Source organism: Arthrobacter sedimenti, assembly GCF_042652025.1.
GTDB lineage: Bacteria > Actinomycetota > Actinomycetes > Actinomycetales > Micrococcaceae > Arthrobacter > Arthrobacter sedimenti.
Genome location: NZ_JBHSDQ010000002.1, coordinates 488,090 through 507,404 on the forward strand (window position 1 = coordinate 488,090; position 19,315 = coordinate 507,404).

Annotated in this window: 19 protein-coding genes; 15 read left to right on the forward strand and 4 right to left on the reverse strand. The window is 67.4% G+C overall.

Annotated features, from left to right (window positions below; translation table 11 throughout):
* Window positions 1-15: 15 nt before the first annotated feature.
* From ACFO0G_RS07475 to ACFO0G_RS07490, 4 genes are read left to right on the forward strand one after another with little or no spacing between them, the layout of a single operon-like run.
* Window positions 16-816: a CoA transferase subunit A gene (locus ACFO0G_RS07475; protein WP_286404340.1), complete on the forward strand. Its 801-nt coding sequence runs from the start codon at window positions 16-18 to the stop codon at window positions 814-816.
* On the forward strand, window positions 813-1,595 hold the full coding sequence (locus tag ACFO0G_RS07480; protein ID WP_376976940.1) for a CoA transferase subunit B: 783 nt from the start codon (window positions 813-815) through the stop codon (window positions 1,593-1,595). The genes ACFO0G_RS07475 and ACFO0G_RS07480 overlap by 4 nt, the downstream gene beginning before the upstream one ends.
* The gene (locus ACFO0G_RS07485) at window positions 1,592-2,161 is read left to right on the forward strand and encodes a MaoC family dehydratase (protein ID WP_286403089.1); all 570 of its coding nucleotides are present in this window, start codon (window positions 1,592-1,594) and stop codon (window positions 2,159-2,161) included. The genes ACFO0G_RS07480 and ACFO0G_RS07485 overlap by 4 nt, the downstream gene beginning before the upstream one ends.
* Before the next feature lie 4 nt (window positions 2,162-2,165).
* A complete protein-coding gene (locus ACFO0G_RS07490) occupies window positions 2,166-3,005 on the forward strand; it encodes an HpcH/HpaI aldolase/citrate lyase family protein (RefSeq protein WP_286403091.1) in 840 nt (279 codons plus the stop codon).
* Here ACFO0G_RS07490 and ACFO0G_RS07495 read toward each other — a convergent pair whose 3' ends face one another.
* Window positions 3,006-4,475 (reverse strand): lipase maturation factor family protein, encoded by a 1,470-nt coding sequence (locus ACFO0G_RS07495; protein ID WP_286404344.1) that lies wholly within the window; start codon window positions 4,473-4,475, stop codon window positions 3,006-3,008.
* 104 nt (window positions 4,476-4,579) lie between these two features.
* Between ACFO0G_RS07495 and dxr the strand changes: the two genes are divergently transcribed.
* The 11 genes from dxr (at window position 4,580) to ACFO0G_RS07550 (ending at window position 16,275) form a co-directional block, all read left to right on the forward strand.
* Window positions 4,580-5,764, forward strand: coding sequence for a 1-deoxy-D-xylulose-5-phosphate reductoisomerase (dxr, locus tag ACFO0G_RS07500; protein ID WP_286403094.1), 1,185 nt, complete (start codon window positions 4,580-4,582; stop codon window positions 5,762-5,764).
* A 17-nt stretch (window positions 5,765-5,781) separates the two neighbouring features.
* Window positions 5,782-7,113, forward strand: coding sequence for a M50 family metallopeptidase (locus ACFO0G_RS07505; RefSeq protein WP_376976941.1), 1,332 nt, complete (start codon window positions 5,782-5,784; stop codon window positions 7,111-7,113).
* 136 nt (window positions 7,114-7,249) lie between these two features.
* Window positions 7,250-8,008, forward strand: a complete 759-nt coding sequence (locus ACFO0G_RS07510; protein ID WP_286403097.1) for a MarR family transcriptional regulator — start codon at window positions 7,250-7,252, stop codon at window positions 8,006-8,008.
* A complete protein-coding gene (locus ACFO0G_RS07515; RefSeq protein WP_286403099.1) occupies window positions 8,005-8,550 on the forward strand; it encodes a hypothetical protein in 546 nt (181 codons plus the stop codon). The genes ACFO0G_RS07510 and ACFO0G_RS07515 overlap by 4 nt, the downstream gene beginning before the upstream one ends.
* Before the next feature lie 109 nt (window positions 8,551-8,659).
* Complete coding sequence (locus tag ACFO0G_RS07520; RefSeq protein WP_286403100.1) at window positions 8,660-8,953, forward strand: YciI family protein; 294 nt, start codon at window positions 8,660-8,662, stop codon at window positions 8,951-8,953.
* A 34-nt stretch (window positions 8,954-8,987) separates the two neighbouring features.
* Window positions 8,988-10,154 carry a flavodoxin-dependent (E)-4-hydroxy-3-methylbut-2-enyl-diphosphate synthase gene (gene ispG, locus ACFO0G_RS07525; protein ID WP_141161002.1) on the forward strand — a complete coding sequence of 389 codons (1,167 nt, stop codon included), beginning with the start codon at window positions 8,988-8,990 and terminating at the stop codon, window positions 10,152-10,154.
* Window positions 10,117-11,007, forward strand: a complete 891-nt coding sequence (locus ACFO0G_RS07530) for a GNAT family N-acetyltransferase (protein ID WP_286404347.1) — start codon at window positions 10,117-10,119, stop codon at window positions 11,005-11,007. The genes ispG and ACFO0G_RS07530 overlap by 38 nt, the downstream gene beginning before the upstream one ends.
* Window positions 11,008-11,066: 59 nt before the next feature.
* On the forward strand, window positions 11,067-11,810 hold the full coding sequence (locus ACFO0G_RS07535; protein ID WP_286403103.1) for a hypothetical protein: 744 nt from the start codon (window positions 11,067-11,069) through the stop codon (window positions 11,808-11,810).
* Window positions 11,811-12,225: 415 nt separating this feature from the next.
* Window positions 12,226-14,037 carry a proline--tRNA ligase gene (locus tag ACFO0G_RS07540; RefSeq protein ID WP_286403105.1) on the forward strand — a complete coding sequence of 604 codons (1,812 nt, stop codon included), beginning with the start codon at window positions 12,226-12,228 and terminating at the stop codon, window positions 14,035-14,037.
* Window positions 14,034-14,828: a sulfite exporter TauE/SafE family protein gene (locus tag ACFO0G_RS07545; protein ID WP_286403107.1), complete on the forward strand. Its 795-nt coding sequence runs from the start codon at window positions 14,034-14,036 to the stop codon at window positions 14,826-14,828. Before ACFO0G_RS07540 ends, ACFO0G_RS07545 begins: the two co-directional genes overlap by 4 nt.
* Window positions 14,829-14,883: 55 nt before the next feature.
* Entirely contained in the window at window positions 14,884-16,275 is a 1,392-nt protein-coding gene (locus ACFO0G_RS07550; protein ID WP_376976942.1) for a pyridoxal phosphate-dependent decarboxylase family protein, read from the forward strand.
* A 27-nt stretch (window positions 16,276-16,302) separates the two neighbouring features.
* Here ACFO0G_RS07550 and ACFO0G_RS07555 read toward each other — a convergent pair whose 3' ends face one another.
* From ACFO0G_RS07555 to ACFO0G_RS07565, 3 genes are all read right to left on the reverse strand, one after another.
* Window positions 16,303-17,283 carry an aminoglycoside phosphotransferase family protein gene (locus ACFO0G_RS07555; RefSeq protein WP_376976943.1) on the reverse strand — a complete coding sequence of 327 codons (981 nt, stop codon included), beginning with the start codon at window positions 17,281-17,283 and terminating at the stop codon, window positions 16,303-16,305.
* A 49-nt stretch (window positions 17,284-17,332) separates the two neighbouring features.
* Window positions 17,333-18,100 (reverse strand): VIT1/CCC1 transporter family protein, encoded by a 768-nt coding sequence (locus tag ACFO0G_RS07560; protein ID WP_376976944.1) that lies wholly within the window; start codon window positions 18,098-18,100, stop codon window positions 17,333-17,335.
* Window positions 18,101-18,187: 87 nt separating this feature from the next.
* Window positions 18,188-19,303: a DUF4439 domain-containing protein gene (locus ACFO0G_RS07565; RefSeq protein WP_376976945.1), complete on the reverse strand. Its 1,116-nt coding sequence runs from the start codon at window positions 19,301-19,303 to the stop codon at window positions 18,188-18,190.
* Between the last annotated feature and the right edge of the window lie 12 nt (window positions 19,304-19,315).

Sequence of the window (19,315 nt, forward strand, 5' to 3'; positions counted from 1 at the left end):
CTGAAAGGATCAATGATGATTGACAAGGTTGTTGCCAGCGCTGACGAGGCCGTGGCGGATATCCCCGACGGCGCCTCCCTGGCCGTGGGCGGGTTCGGCCTCTGCGGGATCCCGGTGGCCCTGATCGATGCCCTGCACCGGGCCGGCACAACGGATCTGGAAACCGTCAGCAACAACTGCGGCGTTGACGACTGGGGGCTTGGCATCCTGCTCCGGGACGGACGCATCCGCCGCACCATCAGCTCCTATGTAGGCGAAAACAAGGAGTTCGCCCGCCAGTACCTGGCCGGCGAGCTTGAGGTGGTGCTCACCCCGCAGGGCACGCTGGCAGAGAAACTACGCGCCGGCGGCGCGGGCATCCCGGCGTTCTACACCAAGGCGGGGGTGGGCACACAGGTGTCCGACGGCGGCCTGCCGCAGAGGTACGACGCCAACGGAGGCATCGCGGTTGCCTCGGCACCGAAGGAAGTTCGCCCGTTCGGCGGCGTCGACTACGTCCTCGAAGAGTCCCTCACCCCGGACTTCGGGCTGGTGCACGCGTGGAAGGGCGACCGCCACGGCAACCTCGTCTTCCACGCCACGGCCATGAACTTCAACCCGTTGTGTGCCATGGCCGGAAAGATCACCATCGCGGAGGTGGAGGAACTCGTGGAGCCGGGCGAACTGGACCCCGAACACATCCACACCCCCGGCATCTTCGTCCAGCGCGTCGTCCTGGTGCAGAACGGGGAGAAGCGCATTGAGAAGCGGACCGTGGCACTGACCGCCCCGTCTTCCAGGGGAACAGCCGGCAGCAACCAGGAGGCAGGAGCATGACCATGGATCCCAACAGCCCCGAAGCTCCGCGGCCGGAAGCCGTACGCCCGGAATACCGGCGCGCAGGCTCCCAGCAGCACGCCGGCCAAGGCGACTCAACATCGCCGGCTGAAACGAAAGGCTGGAACCGGAATGAACTGGCCGCCCGGGTGGCCAAGGAACTCCGGAACGGCCAGTACGTGAACCTGGGAATCGGCATGCCCACCCTGATTCCCAACTACATCCCGGACGGGGTGGAAGTGGTGCTGCACTCCGAGAACGGAATCCTCGGCGTCGGACCCTACCCCGCTGAAGACGCGCTGGACCCGGACCTGATCAACGCCGGCAAGGAAACCGTGACCGTCAACAGGGGAGCGGCGTTCTTCGACTCCGCAACGTCCTTTGGCATGATCCGCGGCGGCCACGTGGACGTGGCCGTGCTGGGCGCCATGGAGGTGGCTGCCAACGGCGACCTGGCCAACTGGATGATCCCGGGCAAGATGGTTAAGGGCATGGGCGGGGCCATGGACCTGGTGTTCGGGGCCAAGCGGGTGATCGTGATGATGGAGCACGTTGACCGCAACGGCAACCCCAAGATCGTCCAGCAATGCTCGCTGCCGCTGACGGGCAAGGGCTGCGTGGACCGGATCATCACGGACCTGGCCGTCATCGACGTCGTCAAGGATGGCGGTTCGTCACGGCTGGTCCTGCAGGAACTCGCCCCCAACGTCTCCGTCGAGGACGTGGTGGCCGCCACCGGCGCCGACCTGTTCGAGGAAGACCGGGAACTTACCGTATGACCGGCAACAGCCTTCCGGGCAGGGATTCCGCCAGCCCAACCACCGCCGGGGGCGATGGCGGCAGGCGGGTCGTCGAACAGCGCGGACTGTACTTCGACGAATTGGAGGAAGGCGTGGTGTACGCGCACCGCCCGGGGCGCACCGTGACCGAAGCCGACAACGTCCTGTTCACCACGCTCACCATGAACACCCAGGCCCTCCACCTGGACGCCGCCTGGAGCGCGGGGCAGCCCTTCGGCCAGCGGCTGATGAACTCGATGTTCACCCTTGCCACCATGGTGGGCCAGTCCGTAACCCAGCTGACCCAGGGGACCATCATTGCCCAGCTGGGCCTGACGGACGTGTCCTTCCCGCACCCGCTCTTTCACGGCGACACGCTTTACACGGAGACCGTCATCACCGGCAGGCGGCTTTCGGCCTCGCGCCCCGGCCAGGGGATCGTGACCATGGAACACACCGGCCGCAACCAGGATGGAACCGTGGTGGCCCGGGCCACGCGCAGCTGCCTGATGTGGACGCGGGACGCGTACCAGGACGCGCAAAACGTTCAAAACATCGGAGAATAGCCTTATGACTTTCGTGATGGGCCCCGCCCTGCTGTTCTGCCCCGCCGACCGGCCGGAGCGCTACCAAAAGGCCGCCGCCCGGGCCGATGCCGTGATCCTTGACCTGGAAGATGCGGTGGCGCCGGCGGACAAACAGCGCGCCCGCGGCGCCATCCTGGCCCAGTTGGGAACCACCGGGGTGGAACCGGAACTGGAACCCAGCTGCACCATCGTCAGGGTCAACCCGGTAGGAACGGAAGACTTCGAAAAGGACATGCACTGCCTGGCCCACACGCCCTACCGCACCGTGATGCTGGCCAAGGCCGAGTCCGCAGAACAGCTCAAGGCCCTTGAGGGGTACCAGGTGATCGCGCTGTGCGAGACGGCCCTTGGCGTGCTCAACGCACCGGCCATCGCCGCCGCCCCCAACGTGGTGGGCCTCATGTGGGGGGCGGAGGACCTGCTGGCCACGCTTGGCGGTACGTCCAGCAGGACGGACGACGGCGGCTACCGGGCTGTTGCGCTGCACGCCCGCTCGTCGGTGCTTGTGGCGGCCCGGGCGTTCGGCAAGGAAGCCGTGGATGCCGTCTACACCAACATTCCCGACCTTGAGGGCCTTGGGGCGGAGGCGGCCGACGCGGTGGCCTCAGGCTTCAGTTCGAAGGCCTGCATCCACCCGAGCCAGGCCGGGGTGGTCCGCAAGGCCTACGCGCCGTCCGATGACGAAGTTGCCGCGGCCCAGGCCCTTCTGGCTGCCGCGGAGTCAGCCGGGTCCGGAGTGTTCCGGTACGAGGGGAAAATGATCGACGGCCCCATCCTCAAACATGCCCAGGAGATCATCCGGCGGGCTGCCCAGAAGGTTTAGCTAGCGCTGCCGTCCCTGCGGCCGACGCAGGGACGTGGGCGGGATCGGTTCGTGCAGGAGGGTCCGCACCCAACGGTTCCCCGTCCCGCGGAACTCCTTGCGGCTGGCGAAACGGTAATGGAAGCTGCGCACGCGCACCCAACGGGGCGCGGCGCCGTCGAACGGGTCTCGCCGCAGCAGCCGCAGCATCTGCCGGTCCGCCGCCAGCAGCTTTGCCAGGAAGGCATAAAACCATTCCTCGTGCACGCTGCGCAGCGGCAGGAACCACATGAGCCAGTCAAGGCGCAGGTGGTACGGGGCCCACTGCCGGGGGATCCTGCGGACATCGCCAGGCTTGCCCTTGAAGCCGTACTCACGCCAGTCCGAGCTGTCGCCGGGGTCCTCGTCCAGGGTGCCCTCCACCACGATCTCGATGCGCTGCTTGGTTACGGAGCCAAACGCGCCGTAGGCGTTGACCAGCTGCCACCGGTTAAAGCTCGCGTTCATCAGCTGCCGGCGGGAGAAAAGGTTCCGCAACGGCCAGTAGCTCAGGGCAAGCAGCAGGAGGGACGCAGCCAGGGTGATGGCCAGCCACCACGGCGGGGTGGCCCGCTGCATTCCGGTGGCCGCGTCCCAGTCCGCCGGGATGGCCGGGATCACTGCGTGCGCCACGGGATCGCTGATCGCGGCGAACGCGAGCACTATCGCCATCCAGTTCAGCCAGGCGAAGTTGCCGCTGGCCACCAGCCACAGCTGGGTAACCACCACGACGGCGGCCGCAACACTGGCCACGGGCTGCGGCGCAAAGAGCAGGAACGGCACCACCAGCTGCGCGATGTGGTTCCCCACCACCTCGATGCGGTGCAACGGCTTGGGCAACAGGTGCGCCTGCCGGCTGAGCGGCCCCGGCATGGGTTGGGTTTCATGGTGGTAGTACAGCGCCGTCAGGTCCCGCCACTCCCGGCCGCCGCGGATCTTGATCATGCCCGCCCCGAACTCCAGCCGGAACACCAGCCACACGATCAGGATCAGGATGGTCCGGGGCGGCTCGGTCTGGTTGGAACCCAGGAAAGCCACGGTGAAGCCCGCCTCCAGGAGCAGCATCTCCCAGCCGAACCCGTAGAACGTCTGCCCCACGTTCACGATCGACATGTACAGGAGCCACAGGGCCAGGAAGGCAATCAGCGGCACCCAGGGCGGCCCCATCTGCGGAATTCCGGCCACGAGCAGCGCCGAGACCACCAGGCCGGCGGCGCAGACACCGCGCAGCAGCCGGTCCGAGTACCGCCACCGGAACAGCGTGGGCCGGCGCATCCGGGTAAACCCGGCCAGGAACTCCGGGACCGGCAGCAGGCCGCGCTCGCCAAGCAGGGCGGGAAACTGGTTCAGCGTGGACAGGAACGCCACCAAGTACAGTGCCGCCACACCCCGCTGCAGCACCTGCCGGGCGAATTCGTACTCCGGCGCATCAAACCATGAGAGCCAGTCCACGCAGTCCACGTTACGCCCGGCCACCCCGGGGTCAAGGCGCAGCAGCAGGTCAGCGGCGCGGGACGGCGCGCGGCCGGCCCCGGAGGGTGCGGGATACTTAACCCATGCAGCCACGCAGAGTCGTCCTCCTCGGATCCACCGGTTCCATCGGCACCCAGGCGATTGACGTCGTCGACGGCGCCCCGCACCTGTTCGAGGTGGTGGCACTGAGTGCCGGGGGCGGCAACCTGGAACTCCTGGCCCGGCAGGCCGTCCACACCGGTGCCGCAGCCGTGGGAATCGCAGGGGGAGACCCCGCCCGGCTGGAAGCACTGATCCGTGAAGCCGCGGCCGCAGCAGGCCGCCCCGGCTACCGGCCCCAAATCGTGGCCGGTCCGGATGCGTCTGCGCAGATCGCGGCGGTCGAAGCCGATGTGGTGCTCAACGGCATCACCGGATCGATCGGACTGGCCCCCACACTGGCGGCGCTCAAGTCCGGCGCCACCCTTGCCCTGGCCAACAAGGAGTCGCTGATTGTGGGCGGCAGCCTGGTCAAAGCCGCGGCCGCGGAGGGCCAGATTGTTCCGGTCGACTCCGAACACTCCGCCATTGCCCAGTGTCTGCGCTCCGGCACTGCGGACGAGGTGGACAAGTTGATCCTGACCGCTTCGGGCGGCCCGTTCCGTGGCAGGAGCCGGGCGGAACTCCACGGGGTGACGCCGCAGGAGGCCCTGGCCCACCCCACCTGGGACATGGGCATCATGGTTACCACCAACTCGGCCACGCTGGTCAACAAGGGCCTGGAAGTCATCGAGGCGCACCTGCTGTTCGATATTCCACTGGACCGGATTGACGTCGTGGTCCATCCTCAGTCCGTGGTGCACTCCATGGTGCAGTTCGTTGACGGCTCCACCATCGCCCAGGCTTCCCCGCCGGACATGCGGCTGCCCATCGCGCTGGGGCTCGGCTGGCCGGCCAGGGTGCCCAAAGCCGCCAGCGCGTGCGACTGGACCAAGGCCGCCACCTGGACCTTCGAGCCGCTGGACACTTCGGCGTTCCCCGCCGTGGGCCTTGCCAAGGATGCGGCCAAGCAGGGCAGCACGTTCCCTGCCGTGTTCAATGCGGCCAACGAGGAAGCTGTCACGGCGTTCCATGCCGGCAGGATCCGGTTCACCGACATCGTGGATACCATCGACACCGTGCTCAGCGAACACTCAGGCTCCTCCGGGCTGACGGTGGAATCAGTGCTGGATGCTGAAAGCTGGGCACGCGCCCGCGCCCACGAACGTTTAGCAGTCAGCAGTCTCTAGGAAGCAGCAGCACCTCCATGACCCCTGTTTTACTTTTCATCCTCGGCGTCGTCTTTGTGGCGGTGGGCATCGCCGTGTCCATTGCGCTTCACGAAGTGGGGCACCTCGTTCCCGCCAAATTGTTCAAGGTCCGCGTCACCAAGTACATGATCGGCTTCGGGCCTACGCTGTGGTCCCGCCGGAGGGGCGAAACCGAATACGGCGTCAAGGCCGTACCGCTGGGCGGCTACGTCTCCATGATCGGCATGTACCCGCCCAACAAGGAAGACGGCTCAGTCCGGCCCTCCAGCACCGGCATGTTCCAGACACTTGCCACCGAGGCGCGCTCCCAAGCGCACGAGGAAGTTGGCCCCGGCGACGAAAACCGGGTGTTCTACCGGCTGCCGGTTTGGAAAAAGATCATCGTGATGCTTGGCGGCCCGGCCATGAACATGATCCTCGGCCTGCTGTTCACGGCCGTGCTGCTCATGGGCTTTGGGGTTGCCACAGCCACCACCACCATCTCCGACGTGTCCAAGTGCCAGGTGGCCGCCGGCCAAACCGTTGATCCCAATTCCGCTGACTGCCAGCTGACGCCGGCAGCTGCTGCCGGGCTCAAGCCGAACGACACCATTACCTCCTTCGACGGCAAGGCCGTGACCAGTTGGAGCCAGCTGACGGAATGGATCCGTGCTTCTGCAGGCAAGGAAGTGGCCATCACCGTGCAGCGGGACGGCAACCCCGTGTCCACCACCGTGACTCCCGTTCTTTCGGCCCGGCCGGTGATGGGAAACGATGGACGCCAGGCCACCGACGCCGCCGGCACCCTCCAGTACCAGGACGTCGGTTTCCTTGGCATTGGTGCGCAAACGGCACTGGTGCCCCAGCCGGCGTCGTCCGTCCTGCCGATGGCGGGGGAGAACATCCGCCAGGTGGCCGGGGTGGTCTTCAACCTTCCTGCCCGCGTGGTGGGCGTGGCCAAGGCCGCGTTCAGCGAAGAGCCGCGCGACCCCAACGGGCCCATCAGCGTGGTGGGCGTAGGCAGGGTGGCAGGCGAAGTGGCCGCCATGGAGGCCGTGCCGCTGCAGTCCCGGGTGGCAACCCTCGTTGGCCTGCTGGCAGGCCTGAACTTCGCACTCGCGGTGTTCAACCTGATCCCGCTCCTGCCACTCGACGGCGGCCACGTTGCCGGGGCGCTCTATGAGGGCGTACGGCGCAAGGTGGCAAAGCTGCGCGGCCGGCCCGATCCCGGGGCCTTCGATATCGCCAAGCTGCTGCCCGTCACCTACGTGGTCGCGGCGCTGCTTATAGGCATGAGCGTGCTGTTGATCTACGCCGACATCGTCAAGCCGGTCAATCTCTTCGGGTAGCCGCGGCTTCTGTCGGGCCGGGTCGTTGGCCGGCACGGATGGCTTCCGTTCCGCTGGCGTGAGCCGATATCGGCTGATTCCGGAATATCAGCCAAATGTGATTGATTCGCTGGCATCAGCCACCTATGGTTGAGGAATGTTCGTTCTGACCATCGACCAGCGGGGAAGTACCGGCGCCCAGGACCTCGTCCCGGACCTTCTCGCCGGGATCGCAGCGCTGCAACTTCCCCGAACGGAGCAGCCGGTCTTCGAACGTACCGTCGGTGACGAAGTCCAGGGAGTAGTATCCGACGCTTTGGCTGTCGTGGAGATTGCCCTCCATGCACTCCGCGCCGGACGCTGGTACGTGGGGATCGGCGTCGGAACCGTCTCCCTGGCTCCAGGCGCCAGTCCCCGCGAAGGAACCGGTACTGCGTTTGTTGCCGCCCGCAAGGCCGTTGAGCTGGCCAAAGCCGCCGGGCCGCAGGTGCCGCTGTCAGTGGTGCCGGGCATCATGGCAAAGACCGGTGGGGGTGTCCCCGGCGGGGAAGGGAGCCAGGCGTGTGCAAATGCAGAGGCGGTGCTTCGGCTGCTCGGCCGGCTCGTCCAGGACCGCACGGAGGCCCAGTGGCGGGTGGTGGATGCCCTGCGCCGCCTGGGTTCGGACAGTGCGGGTTTGGGCCGCCAGGCCCCGCGCGGCCAGGGGCCGGGCCGGCATGGAAGCCAGAAACAGGTGGCGCTTGAACTCGGCATCTCGGAACAATCGGTGAGCCGCACCGTGCTTCGGTCCGGGTGGCAGGAAGAATGGGCAGCAAGGCCCGCTGCGGCGATGCTTCTTGGTTTCGCGGACTCGCAGATCAGCGGCCCCTTCAAAGACGACCGTAATGCAGACGACCCCAACGAAGGAGACAGGTGACTGCACTGTGGGTGGCAGTGGCCCTGGTGGTGGCCGGCTTCGCCGGCTGGCCGGTCACGGCGTGGGTGTTCAAGCTCGCACGGACCATCGATGACCGGGCCGATGCTGCGAAGGCAGCGGACGCAGCCCGCAGGGCCGAGCAGGATCCCGCTGCCGACGTCACCGTGGACGACGCCGCTGCGGCCCCGGATGCTGCCCTTGAAACAGCAGGCAGCGCAGCCGGCCAGACGGTTGACGGTGAGCTGACCGCGCCGCCTGTCCAGCCGCCGTCGGACGCTCCCGCCGCACCGCCGCTCTCCACCCAGCGCATCCTGCGCGGCGGCGCCATCATCGGCGTACTGGAGCGGCTGGGGGTCTGCCTCGCCATCCTCACCGGGCAGCCCGTGGCCATCGCCTACATCGTTGCCATCAAGGGCTTGGGCAGGTTCGCCGAGCTGAAGGAAACCCCGGTGGCAGCCGAGCGCTTCATCATCGGGACGCTGACATCGATGCTCTGGGCGGCCGGAACCGCTGCCGCAGTCAAAGTCCTCTTCCTGCACTGAGGTCACGGCCGCCCCGTCTTTGCCGCACCGCTGGTCTTTGCTGCATCCACCACCGGCCCTGCCTGCGATGTGTACGGTAGCAAGCCAGCCATGGCGATAGGGTAGCGGTATGACAGTTTTTGCCGTTGAGTACGTTTATGCCGCCAGCTCCACTGAAACCCGCAACGAGGTCCGGCCCGCACACCGCGAATGGACGGGGAACCTGGCGCAGGACGGCGTCATCGTAGCCAGCGGCCCTTACGGTGACGGTGCCGGTGCCCTGCTGATCTTCAAGGCCCTGGATGAAGCCGCCCTCAACTCGATCCTCAAACAGGACCCGTTCGCCGGATCCGGTGTGATCGCCGGTACCCGCATCACCGAATGGTCACCGGTAACCGGCATGCTGGCCGGGATTTCCGCGTAGCCGCCTCTTTACCCTTTCAACTCAAGGAGTCCACGTGACCTCGGTCAGCCTGGGAATGCCGTCAGCACCACCGCCCGTCCTTGCCCCCCGCCGCAAGACGCGCCAGATCAAAGTCGGCTCGGTAGGCGTAGGGTCTGATTTCCCCATCAGCGTGCAGTCCATGACCACCACGCCCACCACGGACATCAACGCCACGCTGCAGCAGATCGCCGAACTGACGGCGTCCGGCTGCGACATCGTGCGCGTCGCCTGCCCGTCCGCTGACGACGCCGAGGCGCTGCCCATCATTGCCCGGAAATCCCAGATCCCGGTTATCGCGGACATCCACTTCCAGCCCAAGTACGTCTTCGCGGCCATCGAAGCCGGTTGCGCGGCCGTGCGCGTGAACCCGGGAAACATCCGCAAGTTCGACGACCAGGTCAAGGAGATCGCAGCCGCCGCGAAGGACCACGGCACCTCCATCCGCATCGGCGTGAACGCAGGTTCCCTGGAGCCGGGGATCCTCAAGAAGTACGGCAAGGCCACGCCTGAGGCGCTGGTCGAGTCGGCGGTTTGGGAAGCCTCGCTGTTCGAGGAGCACGGCTTCCACGACTTCAAGATTTCCGTGAAGCACAACGACCCCGTGGTCATGGTGGCCGCATACGAGATGCTCGCGGAAAAGGGTGACTGGCCCCTGCACCTGGGCGTCACCGAAGCCGGCCCGGCCTTCCAGGGGACCATTAAGTCCGCCACGGCGTTCGGCGCACTCCTGTCGCGGGGGATCGGCGACACCATCCGCGTGTCCCTGTCCGCGCCGCCGGTGGAGGAGATCAAGGTGGGTAACCAGATCCTCCAGTCGCTGAACCTGCGGCCCCGCAAGCTGGAAATCGTGTCGTGCCCTTCCTGCGGCCGGGCCCAGGTGGACGTGTACACTCTGGCAGAACAGGTCACCGCCGGGCTGGAGGGAATGGAAATTCCGCTGCGCGTGGCGGTCATGGGCTGCGTGGTGAACGGCCCGGGCGAAGCGCGCGAGGCTGACCTTGGTGTCGCATCAGGCAACGGCAAGGGCCAGATCTTCGTTAAGGGCGAGGTCATCAAGACTGTTCCCGAGAGCGCAATTGTTGAGACACTGATCGAAGAGGCTATGCGTATCGCGGAAGAGATGGGGGAGGCCGATGGCGAAGATGCTGTCAAAGGTAGCCCCGTGGTTAGCGTCTCGTAGGGACGCACCAGACCCGGCAGGGCTTTCTGTCCGTGCGCTCGACGGCCAGGACACCCCCGCGCTGACATCGCTGGCCCAGCAGGATCCGGTGGCCAACGTATTCATCCTGGCCCACCTTCGCGGCACCGGGACGGCGGCACCCACCAGCGGCGGGGCCGGCGTCATCGGCGTTTTCGACGACGGCATCCTGACGGGTGCGTGCTGGGCCGGGGCCAACCTTGTTCCGGTCCAGCTCGACCCCGCCCTGGCCCCCCTGGTAGCGGAGGCCGCCAACAGTTCCGGTCGCAGGTACGCGTCCGCTTTCGGTCCCGCCGATGCCGTGCTGGCACTCAATGCCGAACTCACGGAACTGGGGCACCATGCCCACGAGGTCCGGGCGGACCAGCCGCTGATGGTCATCGACGGACCGCCCCGGGTACAGCCCCACCCGGGCCTGGCGCATGGGGACCTGGCCGACTTCGACCGCATCCTTCCCGCCTGCGCCGCCATGTTCGAGGAAGAAGTGGGGTACTCGCCCTACCTGGGCGGCAGGGAGTTCTACAGCCGGCGGGTGGAGGGCCTTATCAGGCAGGGACACTCCCTGGTCCATCTCAACGAAGCCCGCGAAGTGGTGTTCAAAGCCGAGCTGGGTGCAGTAACGGAGGACGTCACCCAGGTCCAGGGGGTGTGGATGAATCCTGCCTTCCGCGGCCAGGGGCTCAGCGCGGCGTACATGGCGGCAGTGGTTGAAAAAGCCCGGCAGATTGCGCCGATGACCAGCCTCTACGTCAACGGGTTCAACACCAGGGCCAGGTCCACCTACGAGCGTGTGGGCTTCCGCCAGGTGGGGACGTTCGCTACAGTCCTCTTCTAGCCGGTAAATGCCGGCTGTCTGCCGCGTGCTGAATATTGGGGGAAAAATTGAAGACGTCCGTGCTTGGAACTTTCGGGGCCTGCGCCCTTCTTGCCGTTAGTGTTTCTGCGTGCGGCGGGACATCCGCGCCGCAGGCAGGGGAATCCACAGCTGCCGCGTCTGCGGCCCCAGCAACACATACCCCCACCCCAACGGCAACCCCCACGCCAACCGCCAAGGCCTACACCACGGACGAACTCGCTGCCATCGTGGGACAGGTCCGGGACGCAGCCGACCGAAGGCTGTCCGTCCTGCCCAGTACTGACATCAACACCACGCTGGAACAAACCAAGGCGATGATGGCGTCCATCGACGTCAAGCCGGCAGAGTGCAAGGAACTCGCCGCGGCAAGCACGGTGCCTTCCGTCGACGGAGCAACCATGGCGATGGGCATGAGCACGGACTCCGGCACCGGGGCCGTCACAGCACTATCGCTGATTGCCGGCCTGGACCAAAGTTTCCTCGCCAAGGTCAAGGACCAGCCGGACCAGCTGGCCAAGTGCTCCTCCATGACCATGACCGCCTCCGGTGTGGAGGTTGCCGTCACCGTAAAACCGGTGGAGGGGGCCGGCAGCCTTCCCGGCACCGTTGCGTACCGGACCGACAGCGCCCTGCCCGATGGCCGCAAGCAGTCAACCGTCACTGCCCAGGTGGTCAAGCAGGGCGTGGTACTCACCTCGGTTGCGTCGGGCGGCGGGAGCGAGGCCGACGCCGTGCGGCGGGCAGGTGCCCTCCTGGACTCCGCTGCCGCGCTGGTTAAGTAACAACAGCCGTGTCGCGTAACAACAATTCGCCAAGAAACAACACCGGAAGTAATGCGCGGCGACATATATCGGGTAAACGAATTCCGAAAATAAAAACACTTGTCAAACTTGCGCACGATCACATAAATTCGTTATAGCTGCGCTGGAAGTGGGGTGGGCGGTCTCACCAGTCCTCACCAGTACTCAGGCGATAACGGCGTTGAGCCACGCCCGGATGCGATGACCAGCCTCATTGGGGGGCCAGGGGCTTTGCATTCCCGGGCGTGGCTCTACTGTTTCCGGCCCTTGCCGGGCACGTCGGCCCGGCTTGCTTCCGCGGCCCGTAATTGCCGCAGGTTCCGTGCCGGTAGATTAGTATCCAGACGAATTGTCCGGCCCTGCTGACCCAGCACTTCCCCAGAAACGGATACCACCCGTGGTCCTACGACTGTCCCAGCTTTTCCTGCGCACGCTGCGCGAAGACCCCGTCGATGCCGAGGTCGCCAGCCACAAACTCCTGGTCCGCGCCGGCTATATCCGCCGCGCTGCCCCCGGCATCTACACCTGGCTTCCGCTGGGACTGACCGTCCTGCGCAAGGTCGAGGAGATCATCCGCGAGGAAATGGCAGCCATTGGCGCCCAGGAAGTCCACTTCCCGGCCCTGCTGCCGCGCGAGCCCTACGAGGCTACCAACCGCTGGACCGAATACGGCGAGGGCCTGTTCCGGCTGCAGGACCGCAAGGGCGCCGACTACCTGCTGGCCCCCACGCATGAGGAGATGTTCACGCTCCTGGTCAAGGACCTGTACTCGTCCTACAAGGACCTGCCGCTGAGCCTGTACCAGATCCAGAACAAGTACCGCGATGAGGCCCGTCCCCGCGCCGGGCTCCTCCGCGGCCGCGAGTTCATCATGAAGGATTCCTACTCCTTCGACGTGGACGATGCCGGCCTCGATGCCAGCTACGCAGCTCACCGCGCCGCCTACCTGAAGATCTTCGAACGCCTGGGCCTCGAGGTGGTGCCCGTGGCTGCCACCGCTGGCGCCATGGGAGGTTCCAAGAGCGAGGAATTCCTCTTCCCCACCGAGATCGGCGAGGACACCTTTGTCCGGTCCGCCGGCGGCTACGCGGCCAACGTCGAGGCCGTCACCACGGTGGTCCCTGACGAAATCGACTTCAGCAGCGCCCCCGCCGCCGAGGTTTTGGACACCCCGGACACTCCCACCATCGAGACCTTGGTTGCCGCTTCAAACCAGATTGCCCCGCGCGCAGAGTCCGACGGCGGCGCCTGGACTGCAGCGGACACGCTCAAGAACGTGGTCCTCGCCGTCACGCTGCCCACCGGTGAGCGGCAGCTCGTGGTCATCGGCGTCCCCGGCGATCGCGCAGTGGACCTCAAGCGGGTGGAGGCAAACATTGGCGCCTTCCTGCCGATCGGTGGAGAGATCGGCCTGGAGCAGGCAGGCGAGGAAGACCTTAAGAAGCAGCCGCTGATCGTCAAGGGCTACCTTGGCCCCGGCCTGTCCCTGGACGAACCGCTCCTGGGCGCCGAAAGCGCCACCAACCTGCTCTACCTGGTGGACCCGCGGGTGGTCAGCGGAACTGCGTGGATTACGGGCGCCAACGAGGCCGGCAAGCACGTCTTCGGCTTGGTGGCTGGCCGCGACTTCACCTGGGACGGCGTCATAGAGTGCACCGAAGTCCGTGCCGGGGACCCCTCCCCGGACGGCTCCGGCCCGCTGGAGACCGCCCGTGGCATCGAAATGGGCCATATCTTCCAGCTCGGCCGCAAATACGCCGAAGCCCTGGACCTCAAGGTGCTGGACCAGAACGGCAAGCAGGTGGTGGTCACCATGGGTTCCTACGGCGTCGGAGTCACCCGCGCCGTGGCGGCCCTGGCGGAGGCCAATCACGATGACCGCGGACTGGTCTGGCCCCGGACGGTGGCTCCCGCCGATGTGCATGTGGTCGCTGTGGGCCGCGGTGACGAGATCTTCCAGACGGCGGAAAAGCTGTCGGTGGAACTCGAAGAAGCCGGCCTGTCCGTCATCTACGACGACCGGCCCAAGGTCTCGCCGGGCGTGAAGTTCGGCGACGCCGAGCTGGTGGGTGTCCCCACTATCCTGGCCGTGGGCCGTGGCCTGGTGGACGGCGTGGTGGAGATCAAGGACCGCCGCAGCGGCGCCGCCGAGAACGTGGCGGTAGACAAGGCCGTCGACTACGTGGTCAACGCCGTCCGCAACCAGTGACCTCCGGCTTCGAGTCGATTCAGCTCACCACCATCATCCTGATCGTGGTGGCTGGATTCGCAGCTGGCTGGGTGGATGCGGTGGTGGGAGGCGGAGGCCTCATCCAGCTTCCGGCGCTGCTCCTGGTTCCCGGGATCGCGCCGGTCCAGGCCTTGGCCACGAACAAGATGGGCTCCATCTTCGGCACCGCCACCAGTGCTGTCACGTATTACCGGCGGGTGGGGCCGGACCTTCGGACCGCGGTGCCCATGGCGGTGATAGCACTGGCAGGCAGCTTCGGCGGGGCAAGCCTGGCCGCCACCCTGCCGGCCGGGGTTTTCAAGCCCATCATCGTGGTGGCCCTGGTCGCCGTCGCGCTTTTCACGGCATTGAGGCCCAGCGTGGGCGAGCTGACGGCGCTGCGCCATGAAGGCCATAAGCACTACGTCGTAGCTTGCCTCATCGGTGCTGTGATCGGCTTCTATGACGGGCTTATCGGTCCGGGGACGGGCTCCTTCCTGGTCATCGCCCTGGTGTCCGCCATGGGCTATGCGTTCCTGGAAGCAAGCGCCAAGGCGAAGATCGTCAACATGGCCACCAACGCCGGCGCCCTGTTGTTCTTCCTGCCGCACGGGTCCATCCTGTGGGGGATCGGTCTGCTGCTCGGGGGAGCCAACATGGCCGGCGGCTACCTCGGCGCCCGCACTGCCGTGAAGCAGGGCAGCAAATTCGTCCGGGTTGTCTTCCTGGTGGTCGTGGCGGCCCTGATCGTCAAGCTCGGCTACGACGTGTGGCAGGAAAACTTCTCCTGAGCAGTCCGGGAAACTGGTCCTCGTCGCGTGGACCAGCCCGGCGTAGCATGCAGGTATGGCACACGGCGATGACGGGTTTGCCGCGGCACTGGCAGCCGCCGCAGGGTATTCGCAGGCCTGGCTGGACAGCCTTCCACACCGCCGCGTTGGACCCGGCCGGAACGCCTCAGAGCTCGCCGCAGTCTTCGGCGGGCCGCTGCCTGAAGCAGGAATGCCTGCGGCCGGCGTCATCGACTTCCTGGCCACCCAGGCAGAGCCCGGCCTCATGGCCATGCCCTCTGGCCGGTTCTTCGGCTGGGTGATCGGCGGCACCCTGCCCGCGGCGCTGGCTTCGGACTGGCTGGTCAGCGCCTGGGACCAGAACGCCGGCCTGCGCTACGCCACCCCGGCCACCGCTGCCATTGAGGAAGCCGCCGGGCATTGGCTGCTGGACCTGCTGGGCCTGCCCTCCACCGCCGACGTCGGATTCGTCACCGGCGCCACCATGGCTAACTTCACCGGAATGGCTGCCGCCCGCTGGCGGCTGCTCGCGGACGCCGGCTGGGACTTGGACCGCGACGGGCTCTTCGGCGCGCCCCGGATCCGGTGCTTCGTGGGACGGGAACGGCACGACACCGTAGACCTGGGCCTGCGCTACCTGGGCCTCGGAAAACCAACGGAAGTCGACGCCGACGGGCAGGGCCGCCTGCTCCCCGCCGCCCTGGACGCCGCGCTTGCCGGCGGCACCGGGCCCGCCCTGGTGTGCCTCCAGGCAGGCAACCTGCACTCAGGCGCCTTCGACCCCTTTGCCGAGGCCATCGCCGTCGCACGCAAACACGGCGCCTGGGTACATATCGACGGCGCGTTCGGCCTGTGGGCTGCCGCGGCGCCGGAACTGCAGCACCTCACCCGGTGCTATGAAGAGGCAGACTCCTGGGGCACCGATGCCCATAAAACCCTCAACGTGCCCTACGACTGCGGCATCGCCATCGTCCGCGACCCCTCGGCGCTGCGCGCAGCGATGGGACTGCACGCGAGCTACCTGGTGCACGACGCGGACGGCCCGGGCGATCCCTTCGAGAAGGTCCCGGAACTCTCCCGCCGGGCACGGGGAGTACCCGTGTGGGCCGCGCTGAAAAGCCTGGGCCGCGAGGGCGTGGCAGCCCAGGTCGGCGGCCTGGCGGGTGCCGCCGCGGCCATCGCGGAGGGGATGGCCGCCCTGGATGGGGTGGAGGTGCTCAACGACGTCGCCTACACCCAGGTGTGCCTGGCTTTCGGCGACGACGACACCACCCGCGCGGTCACGGCCCGCATCATTGAGGACGGGAAAGTGTGGATGTCCGGCTCGCGCTGGCGGGAGCGGGACATCCTCCGGGTTTCGGTGAGCAACTGGCATACGGCGGGGGAGGACGTGGGCACCGCCGTCGAGGCCGTGCGGTCAGCACTGGCCGCAGTACGGAACTTCTGACCGTTCCCGCGCCCCGTGCCGCCAGCCCTACCCGTCGTGTCCTGGCTCCGGCAGCGCATGGGGATCCGGCAGGCCGTCCAGTGTTTTGCCGGCCAGCGTGCTGGACACCCAGAGAGACCGGGCCAAACCGCCCCTGCGGCCCTGAGCGGCGTACCCCAGTGCGTTTTCGACTTCCCTGGCGATGCACCACTGCCGGGCCACGTCAGGGTCCAGGCCGGCAGCGGAGCTGAAGTCGTGGCAGCGCCTGAGCAGCGCCGCGCCGGCCTGGGATGCCGGGAGGTCCGCAAGGCGGTTCCACAGCAGCGGGGCCACGGCGAACTCGGGTTCGCCAATCATGGGCTGGGGGTCGATGGCCGCGTAGCCCGCCGCCGTCGGTACTGCACCTGCGGGCGGTATCCCCGGGCGCGCCAGGACATTCAGGAAATGCAGGTCCGTGTGAACCAGCAGGTCGTGCGCTGACCGGCGGCCCACGGTTCCGCGCGTCTGGCATACCTCCAGGGCTGCCTCCAGCAGCCAGCGGGGGAACGGGCGGCCCAACTGGTCCCAGTCCGCCGGCAGCTCGTCGCTCCACTGTTCCGCGCGGGCGGCGATGTGGGCGAACTCCCGCCATTCGGGCCGGTGGTCCGGGGCCAGCCCCAGTTGCCGCACCAGCCCGCCCCACACCACGGCACCGTCGTCCAGCGGTACGTCTGCCAGCGACCGGCCTGCGTCGAGGCGTTCCAGGAGCATCGCGCATGATTCCGCGTCCGAGGCCAGCAATGCAACAGCGCCATGGCCGCCCCAAAGCGCCAGCGCATGCCGCTCCACCCTGGCTTCATCTTGGGGGAAAGCAATCTTCAAGGCAGCGGGTGAACCGTCTTCCCGCCGCACCGGCACTACGATGCCGCCATGTCCGCTCCAGGGCAGGCTGCCGGGCGCCAGGTCAACGTCGAGCTGCCACTGCTCCAGGCGGTCAGCCAGCAGCCCCGGAAGACTGTCGAGCCAGGTCCGTCCCGCTCTGTCGCGCATGTAACGCGCCATGAGGTCCGGCGGGATGGGCGGCGCCGGCACCACGGGGTCAGACAACACCCGAGGCGCCCAGCAGGTTGCCGATCACAAACGTCGCCACCAGCGCCAACGCGCCACCCACCACCACGCGCACAGCCGCCCGCATCTTTGAGCCGCCTCCGATCCATGCCCCCAGGGCGCCCGTCAACGCCAAGGCCACCAGGACTGACGCAAACGTCAGCGGCACCCGGAGGTCGGGCGGAGGCAGCAGAATGGCGAGCATTGGCAGGATCGCGCCGATAGTGAACGCAATGGCGGAGGCGAATGCTGCGTGCCAGGGGCTTACGATGTCCTCCTCGGCGATGTTGAGCTCGGCGGACAGGTGCGCGGCCAGGACATCGTGGGCGGTCAGTTCCCGGGCGACCTTGGCCGCGGTCTCGGGGGTCAGCCCCTTGGCCAGGTAGATGGCGGTCAGTTCGGCGAGCTCCGCTTCCGGTTCTTCCTCCAGTTCGCGGCGTTCCTTCTCGATCAGGGCCCGCTGGCTGTCGCTTTGGCTGCTGACCGAGACATATTCGCCCAACGCCATCGACACCGCACCGCCCACCACCCCGGCCACCCCAGCCGTGAGGATTGGGCCCAGCTCAGCTGTGGCGCCTGCGACGCCCACCACGATGGCGGCCACGGAGACGATGCCGTCATTCGCTCCGAGGACGCCGGCGCGCAGCCAGTTCAGCCGGTGGGCAATGTCATTGCCGTGCGGTTCCGTCTCAAGGTGGCTGCCCAACTCCGGGCCTGCGGCACCGGTTCCCGGGACATCGGCTGGATCATCGGCGTTCATGCCTTCAGCAAACCACCCCTGCCTTCCCAGTGCCACCCTCTGCGTGGCCTTCTTTGCGCCCGGACATCCAGGAAGGCTGACTGCGGTTCAGGACCCCGGGGACGACGGCGCCGTGCTGGTATCGGCAGGAAGTCCAGTACCAGCGGGAAGGGCAGGCAGTTGGCCAACGTCCAGGGCGAGGCCCGGAACGGGTCCAGGGTCAGCGCCCCAGCGAAGCGCCCTTCCCGCGGCAGCCTGGAGCGCTGACAGTGCCCACATCCGGTCCTGGCCCTGGGACAGCGCCACCAGGTCGCCGTAGGAGGCGAGCGTCGCTGCCTCAAGCCTGCCCAGGCCTGCCGGCGGTGCGGCCAGGAAGCCCGGATCAAGGACATAGCCGGGCTGCTGCGGTACGGCAGTTCCACACGCGAGCCTGAGGCGTTCCTCCGCGGCGGCGGCCAGTTCCCGGTGCCGGGCCAGGAATTCCGACGCCGGCCCGGCCTCGGCGGGACCAAGGCGGGGGAGTGCCGCCTGGTATCCGTAGGCAGCCTCCTGCTCCGCGGTGATGGCAGCGGCCAGGGCCTGGCGCACACCGGCAGCAGTACCCGGGCCCCCGCCCTCCTCGGAGGCAGCCGGGGAAGGCGACGGGCACGGGGACGCGGTTGCCGGGCCGGACGTCTTTTCCACCGTTGCGGCGGCCGTTCCCTCAGGGGCGGGTACTCCTGTGGCGGCGGCCAGGCGTCCGGCGGCCAGTAGCTGCGCGGTGCCGGCGCCCGCGAGGAGGCGCGCCATGCCGCCGTCGGCTGTTTCTGCGTCCTTGAGGCGGGCGGTCCCGCTGCCGGCCAGCGCCTGGACCAGCCCGGCAACACCGGCGGGACCGGCGGTGGAAGACGGCCGGACAGAGGCTGCCGGCATGGCGGGCGCGGTTTCCGGCGCAGGGCCCCTCAACGCCCTGGCCTGGATGGTCAGCAAGGTCACAACGGGGTCCAGGAGGGTGGAATCCGCTGCGCCGGCGGAAGCCAGCTCCATCCCGGAAGCACGCAGGTCCATGGCAGCAGTGAGCGCCGCCGCCCTGGCCCGTTCCGTGAACGGCGGCTCGGCTGGGGCCGGCTTTTCCGCGGGAATCAAGGCGAAACCAAGGCTCAGGACCACCAGAGCCGCAAGGGCAAAGACGGCAAATCGGAACGGGCGCACGCGCGGGTGGGGATCCTTGAGGGGGTCTTTCACAACAGACCATGG

Excerpts from the sequence above, each read along its gene's own strand:
- ACFO0G_RS07480 (WP_376976940.1), top strand. The coding sequence starts at position 813 with ATGACCATGGATCCCAACAGCCCCGAAGCTCCGCGGCCGGAAGCCGTA.
- ACFO0G_RS07505 (WP_376976941.1), top strand. The coding sequence starts at position 5,782 with ATGACCCCTGTTTTACTTTTCATCCTCGGCGTCGTCTTTGTGGCGGTG.
- ACFO0G_RS07520 (WP_286403100.1), top strand. The coding sequence starts at position 8,660 with ATGACAGTTTTTGCCGTTGAGTACGTTTATGCCGCCAGCTCCACTGAA.
- ACFO0G_RS07550 (WP_376976942.1), top strand. The coding sequence starts at position 14,884 with ATGGCACACGGCGATGACGGGTTTGCCGCGGCACTGGCAGCCGCCGCA.
- ACFO0G_RS07510 (WP_286403097.1), top strand. The coding sequence starts at position 7,250 with ATGTTCGTTCTGACCATCGACCAGCGGGGAAGTACCGGCGCCCAGGAC.
- ACFO0G_RS07490 (WP_286403091.1), top strand. The coding sequence starts at position 2,166 with ATGACTTTCGTGATGGGCCCCGCCCTGCTGTTCTGCCCCGCCGACCGG.
- ACFO0G_RS07555 (WP_376976943.1), bottom strand. The coding sequence starts at position 17,283 with ATGCGCGACAGAGCGGGACGGACCTGGCTCGACAGTCTTCCGGGGCTG.
- ACFO0G_RS07530 (WP_286404347.1), top strand. The coding sequence starts at position 10,117 with ATGCTGTCAAAGGTAGCCCCGTGGTTAGCGTCTCGTAGGGACGCACCA.
- ACFO0G_RS07475 (WP_286404340.1), top strand. The coding sequence starts at position 16 with ATGATTGACAAGGTTGTTGCCAGCGCTGACGAGGCCGTGGCGGATATC.
- ACFO0G_RS07560 (WP_376976944.1), bottom strand. The coding sequence starts at position 18,100 with ATGAACGCCGATGATCCAGCCGATGTCCCGGGAACCGGTGCCGCAGGC.
- ACFO0G_RS07485 (WP_286403089.1), top strand. The coding sequence starts at position 1,592 with ATGACCGGCAACAGCCTTCCGGGCAGGGATTCCGCCAGCCCAACCACC.
- dxr (WP_286403094.1), top strand. The coding sequence starts at position 4,580 with ATGCAGCCACGCAGAGTCGTCCTCCTCGGATCCACCGGTTCCATCGGC.